The sequence below is a fragment of the Streptomyces longispororuber genome (genome assembly GCF_014656095.1).
GTDB classification, from domain to species: Bacteria; Actinomycetota; Actinomycetes; order Streptomycetales; family Streptomycetaceae; genus Streptomyces; species Streptomyces longispororuber.
Genome location: NZ_BNBT01000327.1, coordinates 1 through 1041, shown reverse-complemented (window position 1 = coordinate 1041; position 1041 = coordinate 1). Strand labels below are relative to the sequence as shown.

The 1041-nt window shown below is 70.2% G+C and carries 1 protein-coding gene; it reads right to left on the bottom strand.

Features of this window, described 5'->3' with window-relative positions:
• The coding region (locus tag IE330_RS38465; RefSeq protein ID WP_190140812.1) for a universal stress protein at positions 1-1041 on the bottom strand (1041 nt) is incomplete at both ends.

Here is a 1041-nt window from a genome sequence, read left to right as displayed (position 1 = left end):
GTGGACGTCGAGGTCGGGCCCGGACTCGCGGGCCACCGTCGCGCCCACGCCCGGCCCGAAGACGTACTGCCAGGCCTTGCGGCGCGAGGAGCCGAGGACGATCTGGGTGGCGTTGACGCCGCGGGCGAAGTCGAGCAGGGCGGCGGGGATGTCGTCGCCTATGACGTGGTGGAACGTTCCGCCGAGGTCTTCGACGAGGGTGCGCTGGACGGCGAGTTCCTTCGGCGAGGCCGCGGTCAGCCCGTCGCTGCGGGCGATGTAGACCGCCATCACCTCGCCCCCGGAGCCCTTGGTCGCCATCCGCGCGGCCCGCCGGATCAGCGTGCGCCCCTCCGGACCCCCCGTCAGCCCCACCACGATCCGCTCCCGCGCCTGCCAGGTGGACCGTATCCCGTGCTCCCCCCGGTACTGCTGCAGGTACTCATCCACCCGGTCCGCCACCCACAACAGCGCCAGCTCCCGCAACGCCGTCAAATTCCCGGGCCGGAAATAATTCGACAGCGCCGCATCCACCTTGTCGGCCGTGTAGATGTTGCCGTGCGCCATCCGCCGCCGCAGCGCCTGCGGCGACATGTCCACCAGCTCGATCTGATCCGCCCGCCGCACCACCTCGTCCGGCACCGTCTCCCGCTGCCGCACCCCCGTGATCGACTCCACCACATCACCCAGCGACTCCAGATGCTGGATGTTCACCGTCGACACCACATCGATCCCCGCCGCCAGCAGCTCCTCCACGTCCTGCCACCGCTTGGCGTTACGCGACCCCGGCACATTCGTATGCGCCAGCTCATCCACCAACGCCACCGCCGGAGCCCGCCGCAGCACCGCCTCCACATCCATCTCCGCGAACACCGCACCGCGATACTCCAGCTCCCGGCGCCCCACCCGCTCCAGACCCCGCAACATCACCTCAGTACGCGGCCGCCCATGGTGCTCCACCCACGCCACCACACAGTCCGTGCCCCGCTCCACCCGCCGGTGCGCCTCGGACAACATCGCATACGTCTTGCCCACACCCGGTGCCGCACCGAGATAGATCCG